Annotated in this window: 20 protein-coding genes; 11 read left to right on the forward strand and 9 right to left on the reverse strand. The window is 71.4% G+C overall.

Annotated features, from left to right (window positions below; all coding sequences use genetic code 11):
• Nucleotides 1-238: 238 nt before the first annotated feature.
• The 6 genes from OC490_RS27100 to OC490_RS27125 form a co-directional block, all read right to left on the reverse strand.
• The gene (locus OC490_RS27100; protein ID WP_262060619.1) at nt 239-1,789 is read right to left on the reverse strand and encodes an MFS transporter; all 1,551 of its coding nucleotides are present in this window, start codon (nt 1,787-1,789) and stop codon (nt 239-241) included.
• A 77-nt stretch (nt 1,790-1,866) separates the two neighbouring features.
• The gene (locus OC490_RS27105; protein WP_262060620.1) at nt 1,867-3,219 is read right to left on the reverse strand and encodes an alpha/beta hydrolase; all 1,353 of its coding nucleotides are present in this window, start codon (nt 3,217-3,219) and stop codon (nt 1,867-1,869) included.
• Nucleotides 3,220-3,366: 147 nt separating this feature from the next.
• The gene (locus OC490_RS27110; RefSeq protein WP_262060621.1) at nt 3,367-4,227 is read right to left on the reverse strand and encodes a PaaX family transcriptional regulator C-terminal domain-containing protein; all 861 of its coding nucleotides are present in this window, start codon (nt 4,225-4,227) and stop codon (nt 3,367-3,369) included.
• A 109-nt stretch (nt 4,228-4,336) separates the two neighbouring features.
• Complete coding sequence (locus tag OC490_RS27115) at nt 4,337-4,885, reverse strand: hypothetical protein (protein ID WP_262060622.1); 549 nt, start codon at nt 4,883-4,885, stop codon at nt 4,337-4,339.
• 156 nt (nt 4,886-5,041) lie between these two features.
• Nucleotides 5,042-7,150 (reverse strand): NAD-dependent DNA ligase LigA, encoded by a 2,109-nt coding sequence (ligA, locus tag OC490_RS27120; protein WP_262060623.1) that lies wholly within the window; start codon nt 7,148-7,150, stop codon nt 5,042-5,044.
• 73 nt (nt 7,151-7,223) lie between these two features.
• Nucleotides 7,224-7,871, reverse strand: coding sequence for an Lrp/AsnC family transcriptional regulator (locus tag OC490_RS27125; RefSeq protein ID WP_262060624.1), 648 nt, complete (start codon nt 7,869-7,871; stop codon nt 7,224-7,226).
• Between the two features lie 161 nt (nt 7,872-8,032).
• Between OC490_RS27125 and OC490_RS27130 the strand changes: the two genes are divergently transcribed.
• The 8 genes from OC490_RS27130 (at nt 8,033) to OC490_RS27165 (ending at nt 16,790) form a co-directional block, all read left to right on the forward strand.
• A complete protein-coding gene (locus OC490_RS27130) occupies nt 8,033-9,619 on the forward strand; it encodes an ABC transporter substrate-binding protein (RefSeq protein WP_262060625.1) in 1,587 nt (528 codons plus the stop codon).
• Nucleotides 9,594-10,673, forward strand: a complete 1,080-nt coding sequence (locus OC490_RS27135; protein ID WP_262060626.1) for an ABC transporter permease — start codon at nt 9,594-9,596, stop codon at nt 10,671-10,673. Before OC490_RS27130 ends, OC490_RS27135 begins: the two co-directional genes overlap by 26 nt.
• Nucleotides 10,670-11,584 (forward strand): ABC transporter permease, encoded by a 915-nt coding sequence (locus tag OC490_RS27140; RefSeq protein WP_262060627.1) that lies wholly within the window; start codon nt 10,670-10,672, stop codon nt 11,582-11,584. The genes OC490_RS27135 and OC490_RS27140 overlap by 4 nt, the downstream gene beginning before the upstream one ends.
• Complete coding sequence (locus OC490_RS27145) at nt 11,581-12,366, forward strand: ABC transporter ATP-binding protein (protein WP_262060628.1); 786 nt, start codon at nt 11,581-11,583, stop codon at nt 12,364-12,366. Before OC490_RS27140 ends, OC490_RS27145 begins: the two co-directional genes overlap by 4 nt.
• Nucleotides 12,363-13,298 (forward strand): ABC transporter ATP-binding protein, encoded by a 936-nt coding sequence (locus OC490_RS27150; RefSeq protein WP_262060629.1) that lies wholly within the window; start codon nt 12,363-12,365, stop codon nt 13,296-13,298. The genes OC490_RS27145 and OC490_RS27150 overlap by 4 nt, the downstream gene beginning before the upstream one ends.
• A gap of 78 nt (nt 13,299-13,376) precedes the next feature.
• Entirely contained in the window at nt 13,377-14,519 is a 1,143-nt protein-coding gene (locus tag OC490_RS27155) for a M24 family metallopeptidase (RefSeq protein ID WP_262060630.1), read from the forward strand.
• Between the two features lie 52 nt (nt 14,520-14,571).
• On the forward strand, nt 14,572-15,045 hold the full coding sequence (locus tag OC490_RS27160; RefSeq protein ID WP_262060631.1) for a nuclear transport factor 2 family protein: 474 nt from the start codon (nt 14,572-14,574) through the stop codon (nt 15,043-15,045).
• A gap of 110 nt (nt 15,046-15,155) precedes the next feature.
• Nucleotides 15,156-16,790 carry a protein kinase domain-containing protein gene (locus OC490_RS27165; protein WP_262060632.1) on the forward strand — a complete coding sequence of 545 codons (1,635 nt, stop codon included), beginning with the start codon at nt 15,156-15,158 and terminating at the stop codon, nt 16,788-16,790.
• 21 nt (nt 16,791-16,811) lie between these two features.
• Here the strand turns inward: OC490_RS27165 and OC490_RS27170 are convergent, their stop codons facing one another.
• The 3 genes from OC490_RS27170 to paaI all read right to left on the reverse strand — a co-directional run bounded on the left by OC490_RS27170 (nt 16,812) and on the right by paaI (nt 19,543).
• Nucleotides 16,812-17,600 (reverse strand): SAM-dependent methyltransferase, encoded by a 789-nt coding sequence (locus tag OC490_RS27170; protein ID WP_262060633.1) that lies wholly within the window; start codon nt 17,598-17,600, stop codon nt 16,812-16,814.
• A gap of 150 nt (nt 17,601-17,750) precedes the next feature.
• Complete coding sequence (gene paaK, locus OC490_RS27175) at nt 17,751-19,115, reverse strand: phenylacetate--CoA ligase PaaK (protein WP_262060634.1); 1,365 nt, start codon at nt 19,113-19,115, stop codon at nt 17,751-17,753.
• Complete coding sequence (gene paaI, locus OC490_RS27180) at nt 19,112-19,543, reverse strand: hydroxyphenylacetyl-CoA thioesterase PaaI (protein WP_262060635.1); 432 nt, start codon at nt 19,541-19,543, stop codon at nt 19,112-19,114. Before paaI ends, paaK begins: the two co-directional genes overlap by 4 nt.
• A gap of 94 nt (nt 19,544-19,637) precedes the next feature.
• Here paaI and OC490_RS27185 point away from each other — a divergent pair, with 94 nt between their 5' ends.
• From OC490_RS27185 to OC490_RS27195, 3 genes are read left to right on the forward strand one after another with little or no spacing between them, the layout of a single operon-like run.
• Nucleotides 19,638-20,843 carry a thiolase family protein gene (locus OC490_RS27185; RefSeq protein WP_262060636.1) on the forward strand — a complete coding sequence of 402 codons (1,206 nt, stop codon included), beginning with the start codon at nt 19,638-19,640 and terminating at the stop codon, nt 20,841-20,843.
• On the forward strand, nt 20,840-21,619 hold the full coding sequence (locus tag OC490_RS27190; protein WP_262060637.1) for an enoyl-CoA hydratase/isomerase family protein: 780 nt from the start codon (nt 20,840-20,842) through the stop codon (nt 21,617-21,619). Before OC490_RS27185 ends, OC490_RS27190 begins: the two co-directional genes overlap by 4 nt.
• Entirely contained in the window at nt 21,616-22,482 is an 867-nt protein-coding gene (locus tag OC490_RS27195; RefSeq protein WP_262060638.1) for a 3-hydroxyacyl-CoA dehydrogenase family protein, read from the forward strand. The genes OC490_RS27190 and OC490_RS27195 overlap by 4 nt, the downstream gene beginning before the upstream one ends.
• Nucleotides 22,483-22,491: the final 9 nt, after the last annotated feature.

The raw sequence follows: 22,491 nt of genomic DNA on the forward strand, positions 1-22,491 counted from the left end.
GGCGCGGTCCTACGAGGCGGCGGCGTCGGCGTTCACCTGGATCACTCGTGCCCGGCGATTCCCAGTGCCTCGACGATCCGGTCGGCGGCGGACGAGGAGAAGAGACCGTCCCTACCGTGTCTCTGTGACGATGGTCGGAGCTCCAGGCTTGCCGCCCTACTTCGGGATCCTGCCCTACAGCTCGTCGGACTCCGCGTCGGCCACACGTCGTCACCCGCCCGCGCGCTCGCTCCTGTGGTCAGGATGAGGAAGCTCTGCGGCCCCGGAGTGTGGCGAGGGCGAGCAGCGCCGAGCACAGGGCGGCGCTGCCGCAGACGACGAAGCCGATCGAATAGCCGTGGCCGAGGGCGTCCAGGGCGAGTGGGTGCAGGTCGGCCAGTTTCGGGGAGGCCGCCGAGGCGCCGTTCACCGCGAGCGGGCCGCCCTCTTCCAGTACGGCCGTGCCGGCGCCCTTCAGTGCCTGGGGCAGGGCGGAGTTGTTGAGGGAGTCGGTGAAGCTGCTTGCCGCGCGGCTCAGGGCGACGGCGCCGATGATGGCCGGGCCGAGGGTGAAGCCGAAGTCGCGCAGCAGGTTGGTGGTGGCGCTCGCCATGCCGGCCAGGTGGGTCGGCACGGTGTTCACGGCGGTCGCCGTGATCGACGAGACAGTGATCGCGAAGCCCAGGCCGACCAGACCGAGCGGCAGGATCAGCGAGGTGAAGGCGGTGTCGGTGATCGGGAGCGTGGCCGCCCAGTAGTCGCCCGCCGCGATCAACAGCAGCCCTGTCCCCAGGAGCAGGCCGGGGGCGACGGTTCGCAGCAGCCGTTCCGTCAGCGGCAGCATCGCCAGGGTGATGCCGTTGAGGAGGACGAACGCCAGGCCCGTGCGCATCGGCGCCTGGTCCTGCACCGGACCGAGCCGGATGCTCACGGAGTAGGCGGTGCCGAGGAAGGCGAACATGCCCACCACCGCCACGACCGAGGCGACGGCGAAGGCGCGGTTGCGGAAGAGGTCCAGGCGGAGGAGCGGGGACTTGGCCCGCTTCTCGGCCAGCACGAAGGCGGCGAGGAACACGGCCGCCAGGACGAAGGCGATGACGATCGAGGGCGAGGCCCAACCGTCCGTGGGGCCCTGGATGATGGCGTAGAGCAGGGAGAACAGGCCGAGGCCGATGGTGACCTGTCCCGCGATGTCGAGTGAACGGCCTTCAGGGGCACTGGAGTTGACGGCGAACAGGGCGCTGACCGCGATGCTCGCCACGGCGACGGCGGTGACCACGACGAAGGACCAGCGCCAGGAGCCGTAGGTGGCGGTGACGCCACCGAGCAGCGGTGCGATGAACCCGCCGGTGGACAGCAGCGCCGCCCACATCGCGATGACGCGGGCCCGTTGCGCGGGTGAGGTGGTGCCGGCGGCCAGGATGGCCAGCGAGGTCGGGAACAGGGCGGCGGCTCCCAGCCCTGCCAGGGCCTGTCCGGTCCAGAGTTGGTGGACGCCGGAGGAGGTGGCGCTGACCAACTCGCCCACGGCCAGCAGCGAAGCGCCGCCGACCAGCAGCCGCTTGCGGCCGAAGAGGTCGCCGAGCAGGCCGAAGGTCAGCTCCAGTACGGCGACCGGGAGCAGGAACGCGTCGGAGATCCAGGTGAGTTGGGAACCGACCGGATGCAGGTCGGACTGGAACAGCCCGTTGAGGGTGGCCGGTATGGCCAGGCCGATCTGCGCGAGGCAGACGGCGAGGAGACCGGCGACCAGGGTGCCGGTGGTCAGACCGGGGCCGGTGGCGGTTCTGGCGGAGGATTCGGTCGTCATCGACACGGAGGACTCCTGATGCATGCAGAACGGGGACGGGGCGGGGACGGGACGGAGATGGGGCGAGCGTTTCGGGATCAGCGCGTGCCGGTCAGGCGGCTTGGTCGGTAGTCGGTGAAGGCCGCGCCGTCGAGGCCCAACTCATCGGCGCTGCGCTGGAGTTGGGCGGCAGAGGCGGAGTCGCCCCAGTGCCCGGTGTCCAGTCGGTGTTCCACCGCGTGCAGACCGGCGACGACTTCGGCGGTGGTGAAGTTGCAGTGGCTCTGGCGGGCCACATAGGCCTGGCGCAGGAGCGAGGAGTCGCCGGCCGCGCGCACCCGCCCGGCGAAGGCCGATTCCTGTTCCACGGGCACCAGTTGGTCGGCGGTGGTGTGGATGTCCAGCAGCGGCACGGCCAGGCCCTGCCCGGCGGTCGAGGTCCGCTTCAGACGGGCCACCGCGGCCGGGTCGGCCGTGATGTCCGCACCACGGGTGAGCCGGTTCAGATCGGTGCGCAGGTCGAGCCGGGCGTCACGGTAGAGCGCCTCGACCTGCTTCGCGTGGGCGGACCCGCGCAGCAGCCCGGCATAGTCGACGCCCTTGTTCCAGGACGTGTTGCCGCCGGCCGACTGCTCCACCGACCAGCGCGCGGGGACGATGAACCCCAGCAGCCCCTGAGCCAGCCACGCGTACTGCTGCTGCTCCTGGCCCGCGAAGTCCCCGCGGGCGGGCGGTTGTTGGCCGGGTGCCCAGTCGGCCAGGTTGAGGTAGGCGGCGGCCAGGGCGATCCGGGCGCGTCCCGCCGGAGTCTGCTGCGCCGTCTCCACAGCCGTTGTGAGCCGACCGGCGAGGGCGCCGGCGTCGGCCTGACCGTCCAGGCTCACCAGGTCGTCGGCGTCGGCGGGATCGAAGAACGTGGCCAGCGTGTATTCCGCGTCCAGCTGGTAGTTGTCCAGGTCGACACCGCCCGCGACCAGGCCGCACAGGCCGAGCGCACCGTCGATTCGGCCGGCGCCGTCGCGGGCGATCTCCGCGTTGACGAGGCCGCCCATGGACTGGCCCACCGAGATGACGCGGGTCGGGGTGCCGACCTGTCGGCGGAACGCGGTGAGCGCGGCGAACTGATCCCGTTCGGCCGAGTCGAGCGCCCACATCGAGCCGTTCGGGTCGTAGGAGGAGCCGGCGAGGGCGTAACCGGCGGCCAGCAGGGCCTGGGCCACCGCGGGCGACGGGGCGTCGGCAGCGGTCGTAGGGCCGAAGCCGTGGCTGAACAGCAGCAGGGTGCCGTTCCAGTGGTCGGGTGTGTCCGCGATCCAGGTGGCGCCGTCGGTCAGCGTGCCGGAGTAGTGGGTCGCGGTGGCGGCGTGGGCGCTGGACACCGGGCCGATCAGAGCGGTTGCAAGGGCGGTCGCGCAGGCTGCGGCGAGGGTCGAGAAACGGGGTCGGGGCATGACGGCGGCTCCGCGGGTCGAGTGGGGAGGCCGAGCTGGAAGAGCGCTGCGAATGTAGGGCTCTTTTTTCATTGCCGTCAAGAGACTGACCAATAAAGAGGCGGACGGGTCCGCATGGGGGCACATCGGATCCGGTGCGAGCCGGGGTCAGCCCAGCGTCAGGGTGTCCAGCAGATGTGCCGCGGCGCGTGCCGCCGGGCGGTCCCAGCGGCTGGCCAGGCCGCGGAAGACGGTCTCCGCCTGGGCGGCCGGCCAGTCCGCGGGCAAGTGCTCGGCGGGCAGGTGCGGGTCCCGTCGTACGAGGTCCAACCAGTCGGTGTGCAGCAGGAGTTGGCCCGCGAGTTCGTCGCCGGAGGCCGTCGCGGGCAGCGGGTCGGTGCGGTCCCAGCGCTCCAGGAACGCCCGGTACCGTGCGCCGATGGCGGGTACGTCGAACGCCTGCTCAAGCACCTCGCGGACGTCGGTCGGCGACTCCACCTCGGCCCGGAACACCCGCAGATACGGCTCCAGGCCGAGGCCCGCAACCATCTCGCGGACGTCGACGGGCGCCGGGGCCACCCACAGGCCGTTCTGCAGGGGGCCGAAGCCGGCCCAGATCAGCCGGGAGCGCAGATCGTGCCGCTCGCGGCTCCAAGCCTCGGGCAGCGAGAAACCGACCATCGTCCAGCGGCCGTCCCAGTCCCGGTTCACCGCGCCGGTGCGCCAGATGCGGTCGCGGCCGTCCGTCAGTACCTGGACGGCGTGCGGTGTCAGTCCGAAATAGGTCTTGCGGCCCTGACGGCTGCGCTCCAGCAGATCACGTTTGACCATGCGGTTCAGGGTGGTCCGCACCGCTTCCTCGGTGCTGCCCAGCCTGCCGAGCGCGGCGATCACGCTGCCCGACGACACGGCGATGGGCCGCCCCAGTACATGGGCGCCGAAGAAGGTCAGCATCAGGGACTGGGTGCGCGGCTCGGGGCCGCTCTCGGCGGCGGGTCCTGCGGCGACATCGACACTGGTCACCGGCACAGCCTAGGCCCGGGGTGGGCGCGAGGTGCCGTCGCGCCATGAACTGTGTCATGTCTGTAACGGCAGTTTGCTGAGTGCCGAATGATGATGTCATCGGACCCCGAGGTGGTCAGAAGGCGAACGCCTCCGTCAGGCGCAGGTTGTAGCCGTCCTCTTCCATCAGGACGACCGTGACGCCGAACGGCGAGGGGTGGTCCAGATCGAGGGGCGTGAAGGCATAGTCGACGGCGGCCTGTACGGGCGGCACCAGCTTGCCGTCGGGCTGGGGAGCCGGGGCCGGCTGCCAGTGCGGTTCGGCTGATGCCGGGTCCTCGGTGTAGGGGAACTGGTGGAGCGTGTGGCCGGCCTTCGTGGCGTGCACCATGTTGAGGCACGGTGACGGGCCGTCGACGGGAAGTTCGCAGACGGTGGCGACGTCATGGGTCTCCCAGGCGAGGACGACCTCGTCGGCGCCGGCCGCCGCGGCGATGTTCGACAGCGACGCGATCGCGGTGAGGGCGTCCCGGCCGGGTTCGACCGGGCGCAGCCAGATCAGCCCGACCAACTCGCCGCGCACGAGCGGCATGATGACCGGGCGGGGCGCGGCGCCTTCACCGAGACCCGCGACGTACGCGCTCTTCATCGACTCCGTCAGCGCGTCGAACGTACGCGTGTCCATGAACTCCCCATCCGCAGCGGCTGTGTGGCGTCCATTCTGCCCCTGCCGCGGAGTGCGGGAGGTCGCCCCTCGGAGTGAAAGGGGCCCCGACTGGACGGGGGAGACCAGCCGGGGCCGCACATGATGAACAACGGCCGACCGGCCCGGGTTGTTCCCTCAGTCGAGGTAGTCGGCGATCAGGATCGCGAACTCTTCGGGGGTGGCCAGCCGGATGCCGAGCGATTCGGCCTTGGCGCGCTTCGACCCCGCGTTGGCGCCCGCGACGACCAGGGTGGTCTTCTTGGAGACGCTGGAGGAGGAGCGGCCACCGGCACGTTCGACGAGTTCGTTCATCTCGTTGCGGCTCAGCTTCTCCAGCGGGCCGGTCATCGCGCCGGTGACGACCACCGCCATCCCGGCCAGCGGACCGTCCGCCGTGGCCGCACCCGCAGCCGTGTCCAGCGGGCCGTCGCCGTCGGCCGCGGCGTCGTCCGTCACGGGAGCGGGCGGGGTCGCGCCGGGTTCGGTCATGTTGACCCCGGCGGCGGCCAACTTGTCGATGAGCGGGGCCAGTTCGACGAGTTCGGCGACGATCGAGGGCGCCTTCTCGGTGCCGATGCCCTCGACCCGCTGCATCGACTCCGCGTCGGCGGCACGGATGTTGTCCATGGTGGCGAAGCAACGGGCGATACGGCGGGACATGGACCGGCCGGTGCCGCGCACCCCGAGCGCGCACAGCACCCGGGACAGTGGCTGCCCCTTGGCCGTGACGATCGCGGCGAGGAGGTTGTCCGTGCTGGTCTCGCCCATCCTTTCCAGACCCAGGAGTTGCTCGCGGGTCAGGGCGAACAGATCGGCGAGATCGGCGACCAGGTCCGCTTCGACGAGCTGGACGACGCGGGTGTGGCCCAGACCCTCGATGTCGAGCTGGTCGCGGCCGGCGGCGTAGGACAGGGCGGCGACCAGATGGCAGTTGCGGCCCTGTTCGCAGCGCCAGCGCAGTTCGCTGGTGTCGATGCCGGAACCGCAGCGCGGGCACACCTCGGGGAAGACGATGGGCTGTTCCTCGCCGGTACGCAGATGCGCGACAGGCGCTTCGACGCGCGGGATGACATCGCCGGCCCGGTGGACCATGACATGGTCGCCCAGGCGCAGGTCGCGGCGGGTGATGTCGCCGGGGTTGTGGAGGGTGGCGTAGGTGATGGTGGCCCCGTCGATCTCCACCGGTTCCAGGACGGCGCGCGGGGCGATGATGCCGGTGCGGCCCACGTTCCACTCCACCTCCAGCAGCCGGGTGATCTTCTCCACGGCGGGGAGCTTGTAGGCGATCGCCCAGCGCGGGGCCCGCGAGCCCGACCCGGCGGCCCGCTGGTCGGCGGCGAGGTCGGCCTTGATGACGATCCCGTCGATCCCGAACGGCAGCCCGGCCCGCAGCGCGGCGATCTCGCGCACCCGGGTCAGCACCTCCTCGACCGTGTCGGCGGTGATGCCGGGCACGGGTGTGGTGGCGGTGGTGTTGATGCCCAACGCGGCCGTCCGGTCCATGAGTTCGCTGTGCGCGAGCTCGCCCAGCCGCTCCGCGAGCCCCGCCTCCGTGTCGGCGAGCGGCAGCAGGCCGTAGCTGAAGAACGTCATCGGCACGGTGTAAGCGCGTTCCTTGGCGCGCAGGGTGCCCGCCGAGGCGCCGCGCGGGTTGGCGAACGGCTGTCCGTCGTGCGCGGTGCGGACCTCGTTGGCGTACTCGAACTGGGCGGTGGTCATGAGGACTTCGCCGCGCACCTCGACGGTGACCGGCTCGGTCAGCTCGGCGGGCAGGCCCTCGATGGTGCCGATGGCGTGGGACACGTCCTCCCCGGCCGTCCCGTCGCCGCGGGTGATCAGCCTGGTGAGGCGGCCGTCGACGTAGCGGGCGGCGATCGCCAGGCCGTCGAGCTTCGGCTCGACGCTGAACCGCGTGATCTCGTGGTCGGTTCTTCGGGCCAGCGAGACGGTCCAGGCGGTGAACTCCTCGGGGGAGAACACATTGTCCAGGCTCAGCATCGCCACCGTGTGCGGGACATCGCCCTCGACCGCGCCGCCGGCGACCTTTCCGGACGGGGAGTCGGGCAGCACCTGATCGGGATGGTCGGCCTCCCACGCGGTGATGCCGCGCACCAGCCGGTCGTAGGAGTCGTCGTCCAGCACCGAGGTGCCCCCGGTGTAGTAGGCGGCCGACGCCTTCACCGCGTCCTCGACCGCCTGCGCGTAGCCGGCGGCATCCACGATCACTGCAGCTGCTGTAGTCATGACGTCATCCTGCCTGCCACCACTGACAATGCCCCGGGCGTGCGCGGCCTCGGGGCACGGAGTCCGGTGCCCGTCACTCCTCCGGATCGGAGGTGCGCTGGAGGTCGGCCCGGCCCTCGGCGGCGCGGATGAAGCGGGTCATGCCGAACTGGCTCGTGCCGGAGGTGTCCTGGGGAGTGCCTGCCGTCGTCTCGCTGGAGCGGGGCGCGGACGGCAGGACGTAGGGGCGGCGGAGCACCTCGTCCAGGATGATCACCGTCTCGGTGGCGCGGACCGCGGGAATCGTGGACAGCCGGTCGGTGACCAGGCGGTGCACGGCGGAGACGTCGGCCACCCGGATCTGGATCATGGCGTCGTGCTGGCCGGTCGTGACGGCGCAGTACTCCACCTCAGGCATCTGGGCGAGAGCCGTGCGGAACTGCTTCCACAGCTCCTGGCGGACCGTGACGAAGATCAGGGCGCAGATCTCCAGCCCGACCCGGGTGTGGTCGACCCGGGCGCTGAAGCCGTTGATCACGCCGTCGGCACGCAGGGCTTCGAGGCGGGTGTAGGCGTTCGCGCGCGAGACACCGACGCGTTCCGCGAGGGCCGCGACGGAGATACGGCCCTGGGTGCGCAGTACATCCAGGATCTTGAAATGCACCGAATCCAGGGCAAGGCCGATGCCGATCCGTCCAGAGCGGCGTTCGGGAGGGGTCTCCGGGGTCGACAGATCTTCCATGTTCGCGCCTCTCCGTCAATTTTCGTCTCGCGGTGATCCCGTCGGCCGAAAGTCCTGGTTAGTTTCAGCCCACCCTAACGGCGAATCGTCCAGGTCCCCTCCCGGTGCCCGCCCGTTCCCGCCCGGCCTTCTTCCGCTCCGCCCTGCTCACGGAGGCACTCATGCCCAGATCCAGTGCCGGGTCGTACCCGGTGGCACTCTCCCTCGTCGCGGTCGCGGCGCTCGCCCTGAGCGCCTGCTCCGGCGGTACGAGCGCCTCCGGTTCCTCGGCCGGCAAGACCCTGGTCGTCGACACGTCGTTCAACCTGAAGACCGCCGACCCGGGCCGTGAGTTCGAGCCCACCGGGCAGATCGTGGACAAGGCGCTCTACGAGACGCTGCTGACCTTCAAGGGCTCCGACGTCACCAAGCCGGTGCCGGGCCTTGCCTCCTCGTACGAGCAGTCCGCGGACGGCAAGACGCTCACCCTGCACCTGCGGACCGGCGCGAAGTTCGCGGACGGCAGCGCGGTCACCGCCGACGACGTGGTGTTCTCGCTGAACCGGGTGATCGCGCTCAAGGGCAACCCGTCGTTCCTCCTCGACGGCGTCACGGTCACCAAGACGGACGCCTCGACGGTCACCCTGGTGTCGAAGAAGGCCAACCCCGCCCTGCCCTTCATCCTCCCCAACCCCGCGCTCGGCATCCTCAGCGCCAAGACGGTCCAGGCCCACGGCGGCTCGGCGACCTCGACGGACGGGGCGGAGAAGTACCTCAACACCACGTCGGCCGGGTCCGGGCCCTACACGCTGACCTCGTTCAACACCAACACCGAGGTCGTCCTGACGAAGAACCCCAAGTACACGGGTGCGGACAAGCCGACCTACGACAAGATCGTCATCCGCAACGTCCAGGCCCCCACCCAGAAGCTGAACGTCCAGCGCGGCGACAGCCAGATCGCCCTCGACCTCACCTCCGACCAGGTCAGTGGGCTCGCCGGGGGACTCAAGGTGGACAGCGGCGCGTCCTCGGACGTGATCTTCCTGCTGCTCAACCGGAACACCAAGGTCAGCTCCACGACGGCCAACGCGAAGTTCGCCGAGGCGGTACGCAAGGGCATCGACTACGAGAGCCTGCTCTCCCTCGCGGGCAGCGGCTCGGTCCAGCCCGCCGGGATCATCCCCTCCACCTTCCTCGGCGCGCTGCCCGCCTCCGAGGCCGCCGGCCGCGACCTCGCCGGAGCGAAGGCGGCCCTGAAGGCGAGCGGGATCGCCAAACCGTCCGTCACGCTCGGCTACGCCAGCGACCTGACCGTCGACGGCCTGTCCCTGCAGACCCTCGCCGAACGGGTCCAGGCCCAGCTGAAGGAGGTCGGCATCACCGTCACGCTGGCCCCCGCGCCGACCACCACCGAACTGGACAACTACCGCAACGGCAAAGAGCAGTTGGGCCTCTGGTACTGGGGCCCGGACTACCCGGACCCCAGCGACTACCTGACCTTCCTGCCCGGCAACCTGGTAGGCCTGCGCGCGGGCTGGAAGGCCGGCGCCGACCCCGCCCTCACCGCGCTCGGCGACAAGGCCGCCACCACCATCGGCGACGACACCCGCAAGACGCTGTACGAGCAGATCCAGACGAAGCTGAACGCCGACGGCCCCTTCATCCCGCTGATGCAGCCGAGCCGCAACACCGTCTCCGCCGCGTCCGTCACCGGCGTCGCCTACAACCCCGTATGGACGATCGATGTCGCCGCGCTGGGCACGAAGTAAGGACACGGGTGGTGGCAGGCGACTCCTCGCCCGACACCCCCTCGCCCGCTTCCTCCTCCGCCGTACCGCCACCGCCGTCCTGCTCGCCGTCGGCGTGACCCTGGTGACGTTCGTCCTCACCAACCTCGTCCCGGGCGACCCGGCGGCGGCCAATCTCGGCCAGCGGGCGATCGGCGATCCGGCGATCGTCGCGCAGTTCCGCCACCACTACGGCCTCGACAAGCCACTGCCGGTCCAGTACGTCACCTACCTCGGCAACCTGCTCCACGGCGACCTCGGGGAGTCCCAGCAGAGCCATCAGTCGGTCCTCACCGACCTGTCCACCGCCGTCCCCGCCACTCTGGAACTCGCCGGGGCCGCGATCGTCGTCTCGCTGATCGTGGGGGTGGCGTTCGGCGTGGTCGCGGCCCTGCGCCGGGACCGCTTCACCGACCAACTCCTGCGTGTCATCAGCCTGTTGGGCGTGTCGGTGCCGACGTTCTGGCTGGCACTGCTCGCCTTCTACATCTTCTTCTACCGGCTCGGCTGGGCCCCCGGCAGCGGTCGCCTCGACCCCGGCATGACCGCCCCGCCACACGTCACCGGCCTCTACACGGCCGACGCGGCACTCGCCGGACAGTGGCCGGTGTTCTGGAACGCGGTGGGCCATCTCGCCCTCCCCGCACTGGTGTTGACGGCATACACGGTCGGCCTGCTCACCCGCTTCACCCGCTCCGCCGTCCTGGAAGTCCTGAACCAGGACTACGTCCGCGCCGCCCGCGCCAAGGGCCTGCCCGGCCGCACGGTCCTCTTCCAGTACGTGCTCCGGGCAGCCCTCGTGCCGGTCATCACGGTCGCCGGACTGGCCTTCGGGGCGTTGCTGTCGGGCACGGTCCTGGTCGAGTCGATCTTCGCCTGGCCGGGCCTCGGCGCCTACGCCTACCGCAGCGCGACCACCCTCGACCTGCCCGCCGTCATGGGCGTCGGACTCGTCGTGGGCCTGGTGTACCTGACCGTCAACCTCGCCGTGGACGTCCTGTACGGAGTGATCGACCCGAGGGTGAGGGTGCAGTGAAACGCAGTCCCGAAGTGGCGGTGAAACGGAGTTCTGAGGGTGCGGCGAAGTTCTCTCTGCTACGACGGCTGCCGCCCGCCTGGCGCCGCCCCCTCGCCGTCACCGGTGGCCTGGTCGCCGTGTTCTGGCTGGTGATCGTGGTCGCCGCCCCGCTGTTCGCCCCGCACGACCCCCTCGCACAGGACCTGCCCCGGCTGGCCGCCCCCGGCTCCGGACACTGGTTCGGCACCGACGAGTTGGGCCGGGACGTGCTGAGCCGGGTGCTGTACGGCGCCCGGGTCTCCATCCCCCTCGCCCTCCTGCTGGTGACCATGTCCCTGCTGGTCGGCGGGGTGTTGGGAGCCTGCGCCGGGTTCTTCGGACGGTGGGTGGACGAGACCGTGATGCGGATCGCGGACCTGGTGTTCGCGTTCCCCACCGTCATCCTCGCGATGGTGGTCGCCGCCGCGCTCGGCGCCAGCCTGCAGAACGCGGTGCTGGCCGTCCTGGTCGTGTCCTGGCCGTCGTACGCACGCGTCACCCGGGGCCTGGTCATGGGCCTGCGCAACCGCGAATTCGTGCTCAGTGGACGGCTGTTGGGCTTCTCCGCCTGGCGCTCGCTGCGCGTGGACATCCTGCCCAACGTGCTCGGGCCGCTGCTCGTCCTGGCCACCCTCGACATCGGTACGGCGACCCTGCTGCTGTCCGGGCTGTCCTTCCTGGGGCTCGGTGCGAAGCCGCCGACCGCCGAGTGGGGTGCGATGGTGGCGGACGGCACCCAGCAGTTCGACAAGTGGTGGATCGGGGTCTTCCCGGGCCTGGCCATCCTCACCGTCGTGCTCGCCTTCAACTTCCTCGGCGACACGCTCCGGGACGCCCTCGACCCCGGCACGGCCCGAACCATCGGCGCGGAGAAGGAGCGTGTCGGATGACCACAGGCACTGTGCTGGAGATCAGCGGCCTCACCCTCGACCTGGGCGGCCGGCGCATCCTCGGCGGCGTGGACCTCGCGGTGCGGCCGGGGCAGGTGCACGGGCTCGCGGGGGAGAGCGGCTCGGGCAAGACCATGACCGGCCTCGCGGCGCTGGGTCTGCTGCCGCCGGGTGCCCGTACCGGTGGCCGGATCGAGCTGGAGGGCACCGACCTGCTGACCCTCGCGCCCCGTCAACTCGCCGCGCTGCGCGGCCGATCGGTGAGCATGGTGTTCCAGGACCCGTCCACCAGCCTGCACCCGATGCTCAGCATCGGACACCAGCTCACCGACCATCTGCGCCACCACCTGAAGCTGAGCCGAAAGGCCGCGAAGGAGCGGGCAGTCGATCTGCTGACGCAGGTCCGAATTCCCAACCCCCTTGAGGCGCTGGGGCGTTACCCGCACCAGTTCTCCGGTGGAATGCGGCAGCGCATCGCGATCGCCATCGCGCTGGCCTGCGAGCCGAAGGTGCTGATCGCCGACGAGCCGACCACCGCGCTCGACGTGACCGTGCAGGCAGGCGTACTGCGGCTGTTGCGCGGCCTGTGCGACGAACTCGGTCTCGCCGTCCTGCTGGTGACCCACGACCTGGGCGTGATGTCCGCGATCGCCGACGAGGTGAGCGTGATGCGCCACGGCCTCGTCGTCGAGACCGGCCCGCGCGGCCGGGTCCTCACCGAGCCGCGGCACGAGTACACCCGCCAGCTCCTGGACGCGCTCCCCGGAAGGAGCACCGTATGACCCCCCTCCTCTCTGTCGACGACCTCGTCGTCCAGTACCACCGGCCGGGCGCCTCGCCCACCCGCGCCGTCGCCGGGGTCAGCCTCCAGGTGCGGGCCGGTGAAGTCGTGGGCCTGGTAGGCGAGTCGGGCTGCGGCAAGTCCACCCTGGCCCGCGCGGTCTGCGGCCTCACCCCGGCCGCGGAGGGCCGGATCAGCTACGACGGCACACCGGTACGCCCACTGCGCGTCCGCCGCCGCGCCCCGGCCCTCACCGGCATCCAGATGGTCTTCCAGGACCCGTACGGCTCCCTCAACCCCCGGCGCCGGGTGGGCGCGCAGATCGCCGACGGCATCCGTACCGCGACCGGGCGGGGCGAGGCTGTCGACGGGACCACCCCGGAGGATCTGCTGACCCGAGTCGGACTGACGGCGAGCGCCGCCGAGCGCTACCCGCAGGAGTTCTCCGGCGGCCAGCGGCAGCGCATCGCCATCGCCCGTGCGCTCGCCGCCCGGCCCCGGCTGCTCGTCGGGGACGAGCCGATCTCTGCGCTCGACGCCTCCGCCCAGCTCCAAGTGGCCACGCTGATGCGGTCGTTGGCCGTCGAGTCGGGCGCCGGGCTGCTGTTCATCAGCCACGACCTGTCCGTCGTACGGCTGATCGCGGACCGGATCGCGGTCATGTACCTCGGGCGCATCGTGGAGACCGGTCCCACCGCCGAGGTCTGGGCCGACCCACGACACCCTTACACCCGGGCCCTGTTGGCCGCCGTACCCAAGCCGGACGGAGCGGGCGTGCTGCCCGCCGAGCTTCCCGGCGATGTCCCCGATCCCGCCGAACCGCCCAGCGGCTGCCGCTTCCACCCCCGGTGCCCCCAGGCCTTCGACGGCTGCGACCGCGAGGAACCGCAGCTGATCGCCGGGGGCGTGGCCTGCCGGCTGTACGCCGCCTGAGCCGTGCCGCACCGGACGGCCGTCCGCCGGAGCGGGGCACGGCCCTCGCCGACTCCCACGACACCTCACGGAGAACCGATGTCCGACGACGACCACCCCGCCGAACCCGCGCTCCCGCCCCTCCACCCGGCCGGCCGCCTCCACCGGGCCCGGGAGGCCACGGCCCGGGCCGGTCTGGACGCCCTGCTGATCTCGCCCGGCGCGGATCTGCGCTATCTGACCGGCTACGACGCCCTGCCGCTGGAGCGGCTGACCTGTCTGGTCCTGCCCGCCGACGACGACCCCTTCCTGCTCGTCCCGGCCCTGGAGGAACCCGCCGCGCGGGCGTCCCCGGCCGGTGACCTGGGCATCGAGATCACCGGCTGGCAGGAGACCGACGACCCGTACGCGCTCGTCGCGGCCCGGTTGCCCGCGCGGACGTCCCGCGTCGGAGTCGACAACCGCATGTGGGCGGAGAAGACCATCGCCTTCCGTGCCGTACTCCCGGGCGCGGAGCAGGAGTTGGCCGGAGGAGTGCTCAACGAGCTGCGGATGCGCAAGACCCCGCAGGAGGCGGACGCCCTGCGGCGGGCCGGTGCGGCCATCGACCGGGTGCACGCCCGCATGGGGGAGTGGCTGCGGGCCGGACGCACCGAACGCGAGGTGGGCCGCGACATCGCGGACGCCATCGTCGCCGAGGGGCACGTCCGGGTCGACTTCGTGATCGTCGGCTCCGGTCCGAACAGCGCCAGCCCGCACCACGAAGTCTCCGACCGCGTGATCCGCCCCGGTGACCCGGTGGTGGTCGACATCGGCGGTACGACCCGGGACGGCTACTGCTCCGACTCCACGCGCGTATACGCGATCGGCGAGCCGCCCGCCGAGTTCCGCCGTCTCCACGACGTGCTGCTGCGCGCCCAACGCGCCCAGACCGACGCCGTACGACCGGGTCTGACGGCCGGTCAACTCGACGCCGTGGGACGGGACATCATCACCGACGCCGGATACGGGCCGCACTTCATCCACCGCACCGGGCACGGCATCGGACTGGAGAGCCACGAGGAGCCGTACATCGTGGCCGGCAACCCGCTCCCGCTCGCGCCCGGCATGGCCTTCTCCGTCGAGCCCGGCATCTATCTGCCCGGACGGTACGGAGCGCGGATCGAGGACATCGTGATCTGCGCCGAGTCGGGCGGCGAACGTCTCAACCGCAGGCCGCGGGACCTGGTCGTCCTCCCCTGACCGACGCCGCCGGGCGCCCCGCTCCACCAGTCACCCACCCCAAGGATCCGCCATGCCCGCTCCACCGCCCCCCTCCACCCGTCCCGCAGCCGACGGCGGTGCCCGCCCGGGTGGCGCGCCCGCCGAACTGGCGGAGGTGTGGACGGTGATCACGGGTATGTACGAGGCCTACACCGCGGGCGACCGGGAGCGCATCGACGGCTTCCTCGATCCCGAGGCCACCATCTGGGACTCGGCGACCCGCGAACTCATTCGCGGCAGAACGGAGTTGAACCAGGTCCGAGACGGCCGTCCCACCTCCGAGGGAGGCCCCGACGAAACCGGCCTCACGGCCTACGACCAAGTCGTCGACGTCTTCGGTGACTTGGCGGTGGCCCGCTACTGGCTGCGGGTCGACTACCGCGCGGCACCGCCGGAACTGGCCCGCATCACGGCGGTCCTGCGGCGGGCCCGTCCCGAAGGCCAGTGGCTCGTCGTCCACCTGCACGAGGACATCCATGGACAACCGGCGGTCGATGGCGGGTAGTTGGCCTGACGTCGACGATCGCACCCCTAGTATGTCGGGTCGGAGCCCGGCCGCGTCGACCTCATGGTGGATCCGGTGATCGTCGGTTCCGCTCAAGGAGGACATGTTCCGTGCTTTCGCTCGATGGCTCCGACCCCTCGCACATAGGCCGCTACCGTCTGGTCGGCAGACTCGGCGAGGGCGGGATGGGGAAGGTGTACCTCGCCCGGTCGCCCGGTGGCCGTCCCGCCGCCGTGAAGGTGATCAACGACCACCTCCGGCACGACGAGCACGCCTTGAGCCGGTTCCGCCGCGAGGTGGAGACCCTGGCCACGGTCCGCAGCGCGTACACGGCCTCGCTCATCGACGCGGAGCTCGGCACGCCGCCGTACTGGCTGGCCACCGAGTACGTGCCGGGGCCCACGCTGCACGCCGCCGTCGTGACCGGGGGACCGCTGCCCGCGGACCTGGCCCGGGTCATGCTGGCCGCGCTGGCCGAGGGTCTTGACGCCATCCACGTCCGCGGTGTGTGGCACCGGGACCTCAAGCCGCACAACGTCATCCTCTCCGCCACCGGCCCGCAACTGATCGACTTCGGCATCGCCAGGTCCACCGACGCGTCCAACCTCACGCAGGTCGGCAGCGCGATCGGCAGCCCCGGATACATCGCGCCGGAGACCTTCACCGGCGGCCGGACCGGTCCGGAGGCTGATGTGTTCGCCCTCGGGGCCACCCTGGCGTTCGCCGTCACCGGCCGACCGCCGTACGGGGACGGGCCGTTCGCGGCCGTGTCCTACCGCTCGGTGCACGGGGAGATCGACCTGCGGGGCGTGGACCCCGGTGTCGCCGAGCTGATCGAGGCCTGCGTGCGGAGCGATCCCGCGCAGCGCCCCACCCCGCAGCGCATCATCGAACTCGCCCGGGCCGAGGCCGACCTCGTCCACCATCCGGCCTATCAACGCGCCCTCGCCGTGGGCTCGTTGACGGACCGGCAGCGTGCCGCGACCGTCGCCGACCTCGGGGGCGGCGCGGTCTCCGTGGCTCCGGACGCGGTGACGACCACCCTGGACAGTGCCCGTCAGCCCCGCGCCGTCACACTCCTCGCACCGGACGCGGACCTCGACACCCTCACGCCGCCGCACCCGCCGGGCACCTACGGTCCTTACCCGCCCGCGCAGCCGGACGGTGGCGGGACCCGACGCGGGCGCCGCGTGCTGTGGGCCGCCATCGGCGCGGCCTCGCTGGTCGTCGCCGTCACCGGTGCGCTGCTGCTGTCCCACGCCTTCGAGGACAAGGACTCCACCTCCGCCCACGCCTCACCGTCCGTGAGTTCCGGCCGGGGCGCCGTGACGTCCGCCAGTCCGTCCGCGAGCGGTGCGACGACGTCTCCCTCCGCCTCCGCCTCCGCCTCCGGCACGGGCGCGGCCCGCCTGGCCGATGCCGTGGTGGTGAAGCCGCCCTTCACGTTCGACCCCGGGAAGGTTGTGGAGACCGTCCGCTCCAAGCTGATCATGCAGACGGACGGCAACCTGGTGCTCTACGACCAGGACGGCACGGCACATTGGGCCAGCCAGACCTCGGGCGAGGGGAACACGGCGGTGTTCCAGGCGGACGGCAACCTGGTGGTCTACAACGCCCAGACGCAGCCGGTGTGGGCGAGCAACACAGGGGGCACCGCCGGGGCGACCCTCAAGGTGCTGGAGGACGGCAACATGGTCATCGCCACCGACGGCGGGGTCGTATGGCAGACCAATACCGCGCATTGACAGCACGGTAGGTCCGAAGGCTCAGGGGATCCGCGCGACCGCCGCGTAGATCCCGCTGCCCTCCGGGGTCTCGCCCGGTGTCGGAGGGTTCCATTCCGTCGCCGTGACCAGGCCGGGCGGCACCAGGTCGAGGCCGTCGAAGAAGCGGGCGACCTCCGGGCGGGTGCGGAAGCCGAGCTTGATGCCGCCCTTGGCGTACTCGGCGGTGACCTGCGCCGCCAGTTCGGGGTAGAGGTCGGACGCGGCGTGCGACAGGACCAGACAGCTGCCGGACGGCATGGTGGCGACGAGGTCGCGGACGATGCCGTGGGCGTCCTGCTCGTCCGGGATGAAGTGCATCAGCGCGATCAGCGAGAGGGCGATCGGGCGGTCGAAGTCCAGGACGTGGCGGGCGTGTTCGACGATGGCCTCGGGCTCGCGCACATCGGCCTGGATGTAGTCGGTGACCCCGTCGGGGTGGCTGACCAGCAGCGCCTCGGCATGGCGCAGCACGATCGGGTCGTTGTCGGTGTAGACGACCTTCGCGGACGGCACGGTCCGCTGGACGATCTGGTGCAGGTTGGGCGCGGTGGGGATGCCCGTGCCGATGTCCAGGAACTGGTCGATGCCCCGGCCGGCCAGCCAGGTCGCCGCGCGGTGCATGAACTGACGGTTCTGCCGGGCCGCGTCCTTCGCCTCCGGCGGCAGTTTCTCCCCGACGGCCTCGTCGACCGGGTAGTTGTCCTTGCCGCCCAGCAGCCAGTCGTAGACCCGTGCGGGATGTGCCCTGCCGGTGTCGATCTGCGGTGCCGACTGGGGGTCGGTCGTCATGGCAACTCCATCGTGCCGAGTGGACGGATCGGGCCGAGCTCTCGATCATCGTACTCGGGACGGTCATGTGGCCTGTGGGGGAGGGGAGTTGGCCCGGACGAGCCGGTCACCGGCAGTGCGGAGCCGGCCCGGTGACCACCGCCACGGACGTCACTGCTCCCGCAGGTCCTTGACCCGGCGGATCTTGCCCACCGAGCGCTCCAGCGTCTCGGGGTCGACGATCTCCACGTCCACGGTCACGCCCACACCGTCCTTGACGCCCTTGCCGATCGCCGCCGCCGCGGCCGTCCGCTGCTCGGGGTCGGCGCCGGGGCGGGCCTCGGCGCGGACCGTCATGTGGTCCATCCGGCCGCGGCGGGTCAGCTGGATCGTGAAGTGCGGGGCGACGGCGGGGGTGCGCAGGATGATCTCCTCGATCTGACTCGGGAAGACGTTCACCCCGCGCAGGATGATCATGTCGTCGCAGCGGCCGGTGATCTTCTCGATCCGCCGGAACCCCGGGCGGGCCGTGCCGGGCAGCAGCCGGGTCAGGTCGCGGGTGCGGTAGCGGATGATCGGCAGCGCCTCCTTGGTGAGGGAGGTGAAGACGAGTTCGCCGCTGTCGCCGTCGGGCAGTACCTCGTCGGTGAACGGGTCGACGACCTCCGGGAAGAAGTGGTCCTCCCACACATGCAGGCCGTCCTTGGTCTCCACGCACTCCTGCGCCACACCGGGGCCGATCACCTCCGACAGGCCGTAGATGTCGACCGCGTGGATGTCCATGCGCTCCTCGATCTCGCGGCGCATCTCTTCCGTCCACGGCTCGGCGCCGAAGATGCCCACCTTGAGGGAGCTGGTGCGCGGGTCGATGCCCTGGCGCTCGAACTCGTCGAGAAGGGTGAGCATGTAGGACGGGGTGACCATGATGATCTCGGGCTCGAAGTCCTGGATGATCTGCACCTGACGGGCCGTCATGCCGCCGGACGCGGGGATCACGGTGCAGCCCGCGCGCTCGGCGCCGTAGTGCGCGCCCAGGCCGCCGGTGAACAACCCGTAGCCGTACGACACATGGACCTTGTGACCGGGACGGCCGCCGGCCGCGCGGATCGAACGGGCCACCACGCCCGCCCACATGGAGAGGTCGTTCTCCGTGTAGCCGACGACCGTGGGGCGGCCGGTGGTGCCGCTGGAGGCGTGGACACGGCGGACCTGGTCCATGGGGACGGCGAACATGCCGAAGGGGTAGGTGTCCCGCAGGTCGGCCTTGGTGGTGAAGGGGAACCGGGCCAGATCCTCAAGGGTGCGGCAGTCACCGGGTTTGACCCCGGCCTCGTCGAACTTGCGGTGGTACAGCTCCACGTTGTCGTACGCGTGCCGCAACGTGGCCTGGAGCAGGCCGAGTTGGTGCGCGCACAGCTCCTCGCGGGTGAGTCGCTCGGCGGCGTCCAGCAGCCCTTCGGGGAGCGGCTCGCCCAGGCGCGGGCTCGCCGGCGCCGAAGCCGGTGCGGTCACCCGGGCCGTCGGGTCGCTGCTCATGGAGACTCCTTCGTCCTCGTGCCGTTGATACTGCGGCTCCGTCCCCGGAACTCCGCGATCACCTGGTCGCTGCGCTCCACGCGCACGTCGTAGATGCCGCTGCGGCCGAACCGGGTGCGCTCGCGCGCGGTCGCCACCAGGACGTCGCCCTCGTGCGCCGGGGCGACGAAGTCGATGTCGGCCGCGGCGGCCACGGTCACCGGGCCGTGGCCGTTGCAGGCACAGGCGAAGGCGGAGTCGGCGAACAGGAAGAGATAGCCGCCGTGGGCGGTCCCGTGTCCGTTGACCATGGCCGGGGTCACGGTCATACGCAGCACGGCGGTCCCTTCGCCGTGTTCGACGAGCTCGATACCAAGAGCCCGGGACGCCTCGTCCGCGGCGAACATCTTCTCCGTGGGACCGGGGGCCGTGTTCGTGGCCTGCGTCATTTTCCACCACCTTGTGGACCGACCGAACATTCGGTTAGCGTGCGGCACGGCCAAGTAATCCAGCATCACCACTGCCTGTCAAGAGGTGGAACGCATGCCCCAGACCAGCTCCGAGCCGTCCTCCGACGAGGTCTATCTGATCGACGGGGCCCGCACCCCGCAGGGCCGCTACGGCGGCGCCCTGGCCTCCGTGCGGCCCGACGACCTCGCGGCGCTGGTCGTCGGCGAGGCGGTCCGCCGTGCCGGGATTCCGGCCGAAGAGGTGGACGAGGTGATCCTCGGCGCCGCCAACCAGGCCGGCGAGGACAACCGCGACGTGGCCCGTATGGCCGTCCTGCTGGCCGGGCTGCCGCACACCGTGCCCGGCTACACCGTCAACCGGCTCTGCGCCTCGGGACTGACCGCCGTGGCCTCGGCCGCCCAGGCGATACGCGCCGGAGAGGCGGACCTCGTCGTCGCCGGCGGGGTCGAGTCGATGACCCGCGCGCCGTGGGTGATGGCCAAGCCCGGCACCCCGTGGGCCAAACCGGGGGAGGTGCACGACACCTCGCTGGGCTGGCGCTTCACCAACCCGCGCTTCGCCGCCCAGGACACCCTGTCCATGGGCGAGACGGCCGAGGAGGTCGCCGCGCTCGACGGCATCACCCGCGCCGACTCCGACGCCTTCGCGCTGCGCAGCCATCAACGGGCCGTCGCCGCACAGGAGTCGGGCCACTTCGACCGGGAGATCGTGCCGGTCGCGGTGAAGGACGGCGAGGTGACCCGCGATGAGGGCCCGCGTCCCGGCACCACGCTGGAGAAGCTCGGCTCCCTGCGCACCATCTTCCGCGACGGCGGCATCAGCACCGCCGGCTCCTCCTCACCGCTGTCCGACGGCGCCGCCGCCCTGGTGGTCGCGAGCGGGGCGGCGGTTCGGCGCCACGGGCTCACCCCCAGGGCCCGGATCGTCACCTCCGCCTCGGCCGGAGTGCGGCCCCACCTCATGGGGCTGGGCCCGGTACCCGCCACCGAGAAGGCGCTCGCCCGCGCCGGATGGGGGACCGGTGACCTGGACGCCGTAGAACTGAACGAGGCCTTCGCCGCCCAGGCGCTCGCGGTCACGCGCCGCCTCAAGCTGGACGAGGAGAAGGTCAACGCAGACGGCGGTGCCATCGCCCTCGGCCATCCTCTCGGGTGCTCCGGTGCCCGTATCTTGCTCACGCTGCTCGGCCGTCTGGAGCGGGAGGATGCCCAGCGGGGCCTGGCCACGCTGTGCGTCGGCGTCGGCCAGGGTGTCGCGATGCTCGTGGAGCGGGTGTGAGCGCCCCGGCCGTCTCCGGTCCGTACGAGACCCTCCTCGTCGAGGAGCGCGCGGACCGAGTCGTCGTCACCCTGCACCGGCCCGCGGCCCGCAACGCCATCAGCGGGCTGATGATCCGCGAACTGCACGCCGTCTGCGAGCAGTTGGAGCAGGATCCGAAGCTGCTCCTGCTCACCGGTCATGGCGGGGTCTTCGCGGGCGGGGCCGACATCGCGGAGCTGTTGGAGCGCGGGCGGGACGAGGCGCTGCGGGGCATCAACAGCCGGCTGTTCGAGCGGGTACGCCGGCTGCCGATGCCCACCCTTGCCGCCGTGGACGGCTGGGCGCTGGGCGGCGGCGCCGAGCTGTCGTACGCCTGTGATCTGCGGATCGCCGGTCCGGACGCCGTCTTCGGGAACCCCGAACCCGGCCTCGGGATCCTCGCCGCGGCCGGTGCCTGCTGGCGGCTGCCCGAGCTGGTCGGTGAGTCCGTGGCCAAGCAGGTGCTGCTCGCCGGACGGAACCTCGACGCGGCGGCGGCACTGGCCGCAGGCCTTGTCATCGACGTCGTACCGACGGAGAAACTGCTGGACGAGGCGCACGCGCTGCTCGACCGCATGGCCAGGTCCTCGGCCACCGCCCTCCGGCTCACCAAACTCGTGGTCGACTCACCCGGTGCCCATCCGGTCGCCGACGACCTCGCGCAGGCCGTGCTCTTCGAGGGGCAGGACAAGAGGGACCGCATGACACGCTTCTTGGACAAGAGGGGACCGGAGAAGAGGAGCAGCCGCGCATGAGCCCAACACCCCGCTCCGCGCCCGCAGTTGTCGGTGTGATCGGCGGTGGCAGGATGGGTTCCGGTATCGCGCAGTCCTTCGCCGCCGCCGGATCGTCCGTGACCGTCGTGGAGAGCGGTGAGCAGGCCTCGGCCGCCGCGCTGGACCGGGTCGCGACCGGACTGAAGCGGGCCGCCGAGCGCGGCCTGCTCGGCGAGCCGGCGGAGCAGGTGCTCGCCCGCGTCACCATGGCCGACTCGGTCGACGGGCTGCCCGCCGACGCCGACCTGGTCGTAGAGGCCGTCCCCGAGGACGCCGGTCTCAAGGCCCGCGTGCTCGCGGCGGCCGAGCGGGCGGTGGGCGCGACGACCGTCCTGGCCACCAACACCAGTTCCCTGTCGGTCACCGAGCTGGCCGCCGCGCTCACCCGGCCCGGCCGCTTCCTGGGCATGCACTTCTTCAACCCGGTGCCAGCCTCGGCGCTCGTCGAGATCGTTGTCGCGCCCGGCACCGAGGCCGCCGCAGTCGGCGCCGCTCTCGACTGGACGCACGCCCTCGGCAAGAAGGACGTGACCGTCAAGGACTCGCCCGGCTTCGCCAGCAGCCGCCTCGGACTGGCGCTCGGCCTGGAGGCGATCCGGATGATCGAGGAAGGCGTCGCCGAGCCGGAGGCGATCGACGACGCGATGAGCCTCGGCTACAAGCACCCCATGGGGCCGCTGCGCCTGACCGACCTGGTCGGCCTCGACGTACGCCTGGCCATCGCCGAATACCTGCACTCCACCCTCGGCGAGCGCTTCGCCCCGCCCCGGCTGCTGCGCGAGAAGGTCGCCCGCGGTGAACTGGGCCGCAAGACGGGACAGGGGTTCTACACGTGGGAGTGAGCGGAGAGC

It is taken from the genome of Streptomyces sp. STR69 (assembly GCF_024519455.1).
In the GTDB taxonomy this organism is placed as follows: domain Bacteria; phylum Actinomycetota; class Actinomycetes; order Streptomycetales; family Streptomycetaceae; genus Streptomyces.

What these genes read in the sequence shown, in the direction of transcription:
- paaI (WP_262060635.1), bottom strand. Translation starts at nt 19,543, where the DNA reads ATGACGCAGGCCACGAACACGGCCCCCGGTCCCACGGAGAAGATGTTC.
- OC490_RS27145 (WP_262060628.1), top strand. Translation starts at nt 11,581, where the DNA reads ATGACCACAGGCACTGTGCTGGAGATCAGCGGCCTCACCCTCGACCTG.
- OC490_RS27195 (WP_262060638.1), top strand. Translation starts at nt 21,616, where the DNA reads ATGAGCCCAACACCCCGCTCCGCGCCCGCAGTTGTCGGTGTGATCGGC.
- OC490_RS27130 (WP_262060625.1), top strand. Translation starts at nt 8,033, where the DNA reads ATGCCCAGATCCAGTGCCGGGTCGTACCCGGTGGCACTCTCCCTCGTC.
- paaK (WP_262060634.1), bottom strand. Translation starts at nt 19,115, where the DNA reads ATGAGCAGCGACCCGACGGCCCGGGTGACCGCACCGGCTTCGGCGCCG.
- OC490_RS27160 (WP_262060631.1), top strand. Translation starts at nt 14,572, where the DNA reads ATGCCCGCTCCACCGCCCCCCTCCACCCGTCCCGCAGCCGACGGCGGT.
- OC490_RS27100 (WP_262060619.1), bottom strand. Translation starts at nt 1,789, where the DNA reads ATGACGACCGAATCCTCCGCCAGAACCGCCACCGGCCCCGGTCTGACC.
- OC490_RS27115 (WP_262060622.1), bottom strand. Translation starts at nt 4,885, where the DNA reads ATGGACACGCGTACGTTCGACGCGCTGACGGAGTCGATGAAGAGCGCG.
- OC490_RS27105 (WP_262060620.1), bottom strand. Translation starts at nt 3,219, where the DNA reads ATGCCCCGACCCCGTTTCTCGACCCTCGCCGCAGCCTGCGCGACCGCC.
- OC490_RS27135 (WP_262060626.1), top strand. Translation starts at nt 9,594, where the DNA reads ATGTCGCCGCGCTGGGCACGAAGTAAGGACACGGGTGGTGGCAGGCGA.
- OC490_RS27170 (WP_262060633.1), bottom strand. Translation starts at nt 17,600, where the DNA reads ATGACGACCGACCCCCAGTCGGCACCGCAGATCGACACCGGCAGGGCA.
- OC490_RS27125 (WP_262060624.1), bottom strand. Translation starts at nt 7,871, where the DNA reads ATGGAAGATCTGTCGACCCCGGAGACCCCTCCCGAACGCCGCTCTGGA.
- OC490_RS27155 (WP_262060630.1), top strand. Translation starts at nt 13,377, where the DNA reads ATGTCCGACGACGACCACCCCGCCGAACCCGCGCTCCCGCCCCTCCAC.
- ligA (WP_262060623.1), bottom strand. Translation starts at nt 7,150, where the DNA reads ATGACTACAGCAGCTGCAGTGATCGTGGATGCCGCCGGCTACGCGCAG.
- OC490_RS27185 (WP_262060636.1), top strand. Translation starts at nt 19,638, where the DNA reads ATGCCCCAGACCAGCTCCGAGCCGTCCTCCGACGAGGTCTATCTGATC.
- OC490_RS27150 (WP_262060629.1), top strand. Translation starts at nt 12,363, where the DNA reads ATGACCCCCCTCCTCTCTGTCGACGACCTCGTCGTCCAGTACCACCGG.